6 protein-coding genes are annotated in these 6,406 nt (G+C 67.4%); 2 read left to right on the top strand and 4 right to left on the bottom strand.

Annotation, left to right across the window (positions count from 1 at the left end; translation table 11 throughout):
* Nucleotides 1–527 (top strand): pirin family protein (locus VN419_RS00215; protein WP_325643192.1); only part of this gene is annotated, 527 nt, incomplete at its 5' end.
* 26 nt (nt 528–553) lie between these two features.
* Here VN419_RS00215 and VN419_RS00220 read toward each other — a convergent pair.
* The 4 genes from VN419_RS00220 to chrA all read right to left on the bottom strand — a co-directional run bounded on the left by VN419_RS00220 (nt 554) and on the right by chrA (nt 5,058).
* Complete coding sequence (locus VN419_RS00220) at nt 554–2,311, bottom strand: methyl-accepting chemotaxis protein (protein ID WP_325643194.1); 1,758 nt, start codon at nt 2,309–2,311, stop codon at nt 554–556.
* Between the two features lie 283 nt (nt 2,312–2,594).
* Nucleotides 2,595–3,050, bottom strand: coding sequence for a MauE/DoxX family redox-associated membrane protein (locus VN419_RS00225; protein ID WP_325643196.1), 456 nt, complete (start codon nt 3,048–3,050; stop codon nt 2,595–2,597).
* Nucleotides 3,026–3,580, bottom strand: coding sequence for a rhodanese-like domain-containing protein (locus VN419_RS00230; protein WP_325643198.1), 555 nt, complete (start codon nt 3,578–3,580; stop codon nt 3,026–3,028). Before VN419_RS00230 ends, VN419_RS00225 begins: the two co-directional genes overlap by 25 nt.
* 167 nt (nt 3,581–3,747) lie before the next feature.
* Nucleotides 3,748–5,058 carry a chromate efflux transporter gene (chrA, locus tag VN419_RS00235; RefSeq protein ID WP_325643201.1) on the bottom strand — a complete coding sequence of 437 codons (1,311 nt, stop codon included), beginning with the start codon at nt 5,056–5,058 and terminating at the stop codon, nt 3,748–3,750.
* Between the two features lie 265 nt (nt 5,059–5,323).
* Between chrA and VN419_RS00240 the strand changes: the two genes are divergently transcribed.
* Nucleotides 5,324–6,406, top strand: a 1,083-nt coding sequence (locus VN419_RS00240; RefSeq protein ID WP_325643203.1) for an efflux RND transporter periplasmic adaptor subunit, incomplete at its 3' end; no start/stop codon positions are given.

The following is a 6,406-nucleotide window of genomic DNA, read 5'->3' on the forward strand; positions in this document are numbered from 1 at the left end:
GCTCCATGCACGGCTTCCAGCTGTGGGCCAACCTGCCCGCCCGGCAGAAGATGATGCCACCGCGCTACCGGGGCATCACCGCCGCGCAGATACCGGAGGTGGAGCTGCCCGGCGGGGTGCGCGTCAAGGTCATCGCCGGGGAGATCGGCGGCGTGCGCGGCCCCATGGAGGAGATCGTCATCGAGCCGGAGTACCTGGACTGCTCCGTGCCGCCGGGGGTGGAGTTCGTCCACCCCACGCGCCCCGGGCACACGGCCTTCCTCTATGTCATCGACGGCGCCGGAACCGTGAACGGCGAGGCCGTGCAGAACCGCACCCTGGTGCTGTTCGAGCACGGCGACGAGAAGGGCAACGGCGACGAAGTGGCCGCGACGGCCGGGCCTCACGGCCTGCGCTTCCTGCTGCTCACGGGCAAGCCCCTGGGCGAGCCCGTGGCCTGGCGCGGGCCCATCGTCATGAACACCGAGGCCGAGCTGGAGCTGGCCTTCCGCGAATACCAGCAGGGCACCTTCGTCAAACACCCGTAACGCGGGCTTCCCTTGGCCGGGGGCCCTTACGCGCCCTCGGCCTGCATTTCCTCGATGAGCCCTTTGAGGGCCTGGGCCTGGGCCGAAAGCGAGCCCACGGCCTTCGCCGACTGGCGCATGGCCTCGGCCGTGTCCGTGGAGATGCGCTGCACCTCGTCGATGGCGGCGGTGATCTGCTCGCTTGAGGCGGACTGCTGCTCGCTGGCGGCGGCGATGGCCCGTATCTGGTCCGTGGCCAGGTCCACCAGGGACACGATCTCGGCCAGGGCCTGGCTGGACTTTCCCGCCAGCTCCGTGGTCTGGTCGATGGTGGCCGCGGCCGCGTCCACCTTGCCGATGTTCGCCCGCGTGCCCCTCTGGATGCCGCCGATGGCCTCGCCCACCTCCTTGGTGGCGGCCATGGTCTTCTCCGCCAGTTTGCGCACCTCGTCGGCCACCACGGCGAAGCCGCGCCCGGCGTCGCCCGCGCGCGCGGCCTCGATGGCGGCATTGAGCGCCAGCAGGTTGGTCTGGTCGGCAATGTCGTTGATGACGTTCATGACCTTGCCGATGGCCTCGGCCTGCTGGCCGAGGGAGGTCATCTCGCCCTTGAGCTCCAGGGACTGCCGCTGCACCTGGGCGATGCCGCCCATGACCCGGGCCACCACGTCCGCGCCGTCCTGGGCCTTTTTGCGCGCCCCGCCGGAGGTCTCCGCCGCCTGGGAGGCGTTTCTCGCCACGCCCAGCACCGCCTCGTTCATCTGGCCCATGGCCAGACCGGTCTCGCCCACCCGGCGCGACTGGTGCTCCGTGCCGCGCGTGGACTGGTCCACCCGCTCGGAAAGCTCATCGGACGCGCGCGCCACCACGCGCACCACGTCCTCAAGCCTGGCCGCCGCGTGCAGCATGCCGTCACGCCGGGCGCGCTCGGCCTGGCGCTTGGCCTCATCCGCCTGGGCCAGGGCCTTCCTGGCCTCGTCGCCCTCGCGCCGCGCCTCGTCCGTGGCCTGGGCCACGTCGCGCCGGAACTCGGCCAGGCTGTCCGCCGTGTGGTTCAGGGCCTGGGCCAGGCCGCTCATGGAGGACATGCGGCCCGCCTCCAGCCGCCGGGTCAGGTCCTCGCGCCCCAGGTCCTGGGCAAAGGCCACGCACTGGCGCATGCCGGAAAGGTCCTTGTTGGAAATGAAGTAGCCCACGGCGTACATCACCGCCACGGCCGCGCCCAAAATGAGCCACAGGGTGCGCTGGTGCTCCACGATCCTGTCGTGCAGCAGGGCCATGCCGGAGTCGAAGCGCACGTTCATGCCCTTCTCGAAGTTGCCGTAATGCTCGCGGAAGGCCATGGCGTAGGGCGTGGCGCGCTTCTCATACTCCTTGTAGGCCTGGTGCCGGTCCGCCGCCGGAGTGTCCCGCAAACCGCTCACGATCTCGGTGCCGTCGCGGGTGAACTGGGTGGAGGCGTCGCGCGCCTTCTGGATCAGCGCCTTCTCCTCCGGGGTGAAATCCAGACCGGAGAGCAGGCTGAAGTTCTTCTCGATGCGGCCGAGGGTCTGGTCGATCTGCTTCAGGTCCTTTTCGATGTCGCTGCCGAGCATGATGTTGCGTGTGAGGCGGCTGAAGTAGTTGATGTCCTTTGCGATGTCGAGCGCGGCCAGACGGCCCACAGTGTCGATGGAACGCATGCGCGCGTAAGCGTCCTCAAAGCCCTTGATGCCCATGAGCGACACGCAGAACATGAACGCCAGGGCCAGGGCCCCCACTGACAGTGTGAGAATGAATTTTCCACGCAATGAGAGTGTCTGCATGCCCCCTCCCAGGAGTATGGCGGTGGTGGGCCGTTCTGCGGAGGAACCGCAGGCGGCGTCTTGCGGCACAAGTGTGCGGGAGGGAGAGCACAATCCGTTCCAATATCTTGCCGAGGCAATTGTATTCCATTTCAAGGTGATACAATTACGCAGACCAATTCCCGCTGCTAACTGCGGGATACAGGTGCCAACCAGCACTTGCAGGCATAAGTGTTTGAAACAAAAAGCCCCTGGCCGTTTCGCAGCGGCCAGGGGCTAGTGGGTGATGTGAGGAGGCGAAGGGCTAAGGCTGTTGCGCCTCGGCCCGGCGGCCCGCTTCCCAGGCCAGCAGAGGCAGGGCCAGCAGCACGGCGTCGCGGCCGATGTACCAGAGCATGGGCGCGGCTTCGCCGGGCGTTGACGTGAAGCAGCCGCAGCCCACGTTGACGCCCCGGAAATAGTTCACGATGAGCGCCAGCCAGAAGGCGGCCAAAAGCGCCGTGGCCAGGAACAGCGCGCCCTGCCGCCAGAAGCCGCTGAACAGGCACACGCCAAGCAGCAGCTCGAACCAGGGCAGCCAGATGGCCACCGGATTCACCAGCGCGGGCGGCAGCAGCCGATAGTCGGTGACGATGGCCGCGAAGTCCTGCGGGTGGAGGATCTTGTCCGCGCTGGCGTAGATGAGCACGCAGCCCACGACCATGCGCAAGAGCCAGGCCAGAGCCTCCCAGGGGACTACTTGTTCCCGCAGTCCCTGCATATGCCCTCCTGCCCAGTCTGGGCCGACTGCGCGCCCGGCATGCGCGACATGGCCGCGCCCTTGGCGGTGGGCAGCTTCTCGGCCTGCCACAGGGTCCAGCCGTTCTTGAGCACGTAGACGTTCTTCACGCCCGCGTCGCGCAGGTGCTTGGCCAGGGCGATGCTCAAGGGGCAGCGCTCGCCGTCGCAATAGGTGATGACGGCTTCCTTGCCTTGCAGCGCGGGCTTGATGTCCTGGAACTGGGCGGCGAACTCGCGCGGGGGCAGGGAGATGGCGCCCTGCACGTGGCCCATCTCGTATTCCAGCTGGGAGCGCGCGTCGAGGAACACGGCCCGGCCGGAGATGAACAGCAGGGCGGCGTCCTTGATGGCGATCTCGCCGCCGGTGGTGTCGAGCTGCACGGAGCTTTTGGCCGCGGCGTTGGCCAGGGGCAGGCCATCCGGACGCAGGGCGTTGACGCCGAAGGCGAAGGCCGCGGAAAGGGCGAGGATGCCCAGGGACTGGCCGATGATTCTGGGGGCGTTGCGCATGTCGTGTCTCCGCTGGTTGACCCACTTCCTCCGTGCAACGCGGAGGGTTCCCGAACAGGGCGCACCCTATTCCAAGGCCACGCGGATTGCAATTTCCTTCAGGCCCCTACCCCGTATGCCTGCACCCAGCCCGGCAAGGTCAGCCCGGCCCCGTCAGCCCGGCCTTCTCAACCCAGCAGGGTCCAGGCCGCGCCCGCCGCGCCGCAGGCCAGCACCAGCAGGTGCACCGCCGCGTTAAAGCGCCACAGGGCCAGGCCGGAAAGCACGGCCAGGGCCAGGGCGAAGGCGTCCAGTCCGCCGAGAAGCCCGCCGCCATTCGCGCCGCCGTTCACACCGTTAGGCCAGAAGGTGGCCGTGGCGAAGACCACGCCGAGCTTCAGAATCACCCCCACCACCGCGGCGGTGATGCCCGTGAGCGCCGCCTGGAGCTTCGGGTTGGCCGTCAGGCTTTCGATGTACGGCGCGCCCGCGAAGACCAGGAAAAAGCTCGGCATAAACATGCCGAAGGTGGCCAAGAGCCCCCCGATGACCCCGGCGGCCAGCGGGCTCATGGCCCCGGGCTGCGTCCAGGCGGTCAAGAAGCCCGTGAACTGCGTGACCATGATCAGCGGGCCAGGCGTGGTTTCGGCCAGGCCAAGGCCCAGCACCAGCTGCTCCTGCGTCAGCCAGCCCAGGCGCATGGACATGTCCGACACGTAGGCCAGCACGGCGTACGCCCCGCCAAAGGTGACGAAGCTGGCGCGGGAGTAGAAGGTCAAAATCTTCGGCAGCAGCGAGCCCGGACCGGAGAAGAGGTACACCGGCAGGGCCACCGCGAGCCAGATGCCCGCGAAGATCAGCGACACCCGGCCCACGTGCCGCCAGCCGGAGCCTTCCGGCCTGCGCACGGGCTCTTCCGGGTCCGGTGGCGGGCAGGTTCCGCCCGGGCAGAAGAGCTCCGGCCGCACCCCGCCCAGCCACAGTCCAAGCAACCCCGCGGCAACCACGATGCCCGGAAACTTGAGCCTGAGCGCGTAGCCCATGAGGAAGCTGCCCAGGGCGAAGCCGTAGAACACCGGGTGCTTGAGGGACTTTTTCGCCATGCGCCACAGGGCCTGGGCCACGATGGCCACCACCGCCCCGGCGATGCCCCGGAACACGCCCGCCACCAGGGGCACGTCGCCGTGCGCCGCCGCAAGCCAGCTCAAGAAGAGCATCAGAAACACCGAGGGAAGCAGAAAGAACAGGCCCGCCACCGCGCCGCCCCGGTAGCCGTGCAGGCGCCAGCCCAGGTACACGGCCAGCTGGTGGGCCTCCGGTCCGGGCAGCAGCATGCAGAAGGCCAGGGCGCGCTGAAAAATCGCGTCGCCCACCCAGCCGCGCGCGGCCACCAGATCCTTGTGCATCATGGCGATCTGCCCGGCCGGGCCGCCGAAGTTGATGAAGCCCAGACGCAGCCAGTAGCGGAAGAACTCGCGGAAGCTCGGTGTGGTGCTCATAATGATTCTTTGTGGCGATTTCTTCGGACCTTGTCGAGCCTTGAGCGGCACGAAAAGTGCGCGCCTGTGCAGCGACATGTGCTCTTTTTTGCACAAAACAACTGCGGCCTGTAACCAACTGCTCGGAATAACCGTCTTTTCCTCTGGCACGATACTGGCAAACAAGCGTTTGACTAACATTTTGTGTGCAGAAAGTTCTGCATGAACAAAGAGTTCCAGCCTCACCGCCATAGCGGCTACAGCGGCGGGGGCACGGGAGAGAGCCTTGAACCTCAAAAATTTGTTTACGGGGAAAACGCGCCTGGCCATTCTTGCGGCGGTGCTGCTGGTGGCCACGGGCGTGGGCTGGCAGCAGCTGCGCGGCTCCAAGGCCGAGGCGGTGTACCGCACCGGCAAGGCCGAGCGCGGCGACATCGCCTCCACGGTCACGTCGTCGGGCACCATCAATCCCGTGGTCACGGTCACCGTGGGCACGCCGGTGTCGGGAATCATCAAGGAACTTTACGCCGACTACAACTCCCAGGTGAAGAAGGGCCAGGTCATCGCCCAGATCGACCCGGCCACCTACCGCGCCCTGGTGGAGCAGAGCCAGGGCAGCTACCTGAACGCCCAGGCCAACCTGGACAAGGCCAAGGTAACCCTGGTGGATGCCGAGCGCACGCTCAAGCGCTACCAGAACCTGGTCAAGGACGGCTCCGTGGCCGTGAGCGACTACGACACCTACGCCACCGCCGCGGCCTCGGCCCGCGCGGCCGTCACCGCTGCCCGGGGCAGCGTGGGCCAGGCCAAGGGCTCCTACGACCAGGCCAAGACCAACCTGGCTTACACCACCATCACCTCGCCCGTGGACGGCATCGTCATCTCCCGCGCGGTGGAGGTGGGCCAGACCGTGACCGCGAGCATGAGCACCCCCACGCTGTTCACCATCGCCCAGGACCTGACCAAGATGCAGATCAGCGCCACGGTGGACGAGTCGGACATCGGCAAGATCCACGAGGGCGGCAACGCCACCTTCACCGTGGACGCCTACCCGGAGACGCATTTCAGCGGCGTGGTGACCCAGGTGCGCAACGCCGCCACCACCGTGTCCAACGTGGTCACCTACTCGGTCATGGTGGCGGTGGACAACTCCGAACTGAAGCTCAAGCCCGGCATGACCGCCAACGTCACCTTCGTGGCCGATTCGCGCCAAGGCGCGCTCAAGATTCCCACGGCCGCCCTGCGCTTCCGTCCCAAGACCGCCGACGGCAAGAGCATCGAGGCGGGCAGGCTGGAGGCCGGGCAGAAGCGCCTGTACATGCTGACAAACGGCAAGCCGGAGCCCGTAATCGTCACGGTCGGCATCGGC

Origin of the sequence: Humidesulfovibrio sp., from assembly GCF_035560995.1 — a bacterium.
Taxonomy (GTDB): domain Bacteria; phylum Desulfobacterota; class Desulfovibrionia; order Desulfovibrionales; family Desulfovibrionaceae; genus Humidesulfovibrio.

Coding starts and splice junctions, on each gene's coding strand:
- VN419_RS00225 (WP_325643196.1), bottom strand. CDS start 3,050: ATGCAGGGACTGCGGGAACAAGTAGTCCCCTGGGAGGCTCTGGCCTGG.
- chrA (WP_325643201.1), bottom strand. CDS start 5,058: ATGAGCACCACACCGAGCTTCCGCGAGTTCTTCCGCTACTGGCTGCGT.
- VN419_RS00220 (WP_325643194.1), bottom strand. CDS start 2,311: ATGCAGACACTCTCATTGCGTGGAAAATTCATTCTCACACTGTCAGTG.
- VN419_RS00230 (WP_325643198.1), bottom strand. CDS start 3,580: ATGCGCAACGCCCCCAGAATCATCGGCCAGTCCCTGGGCATCCTCGCC.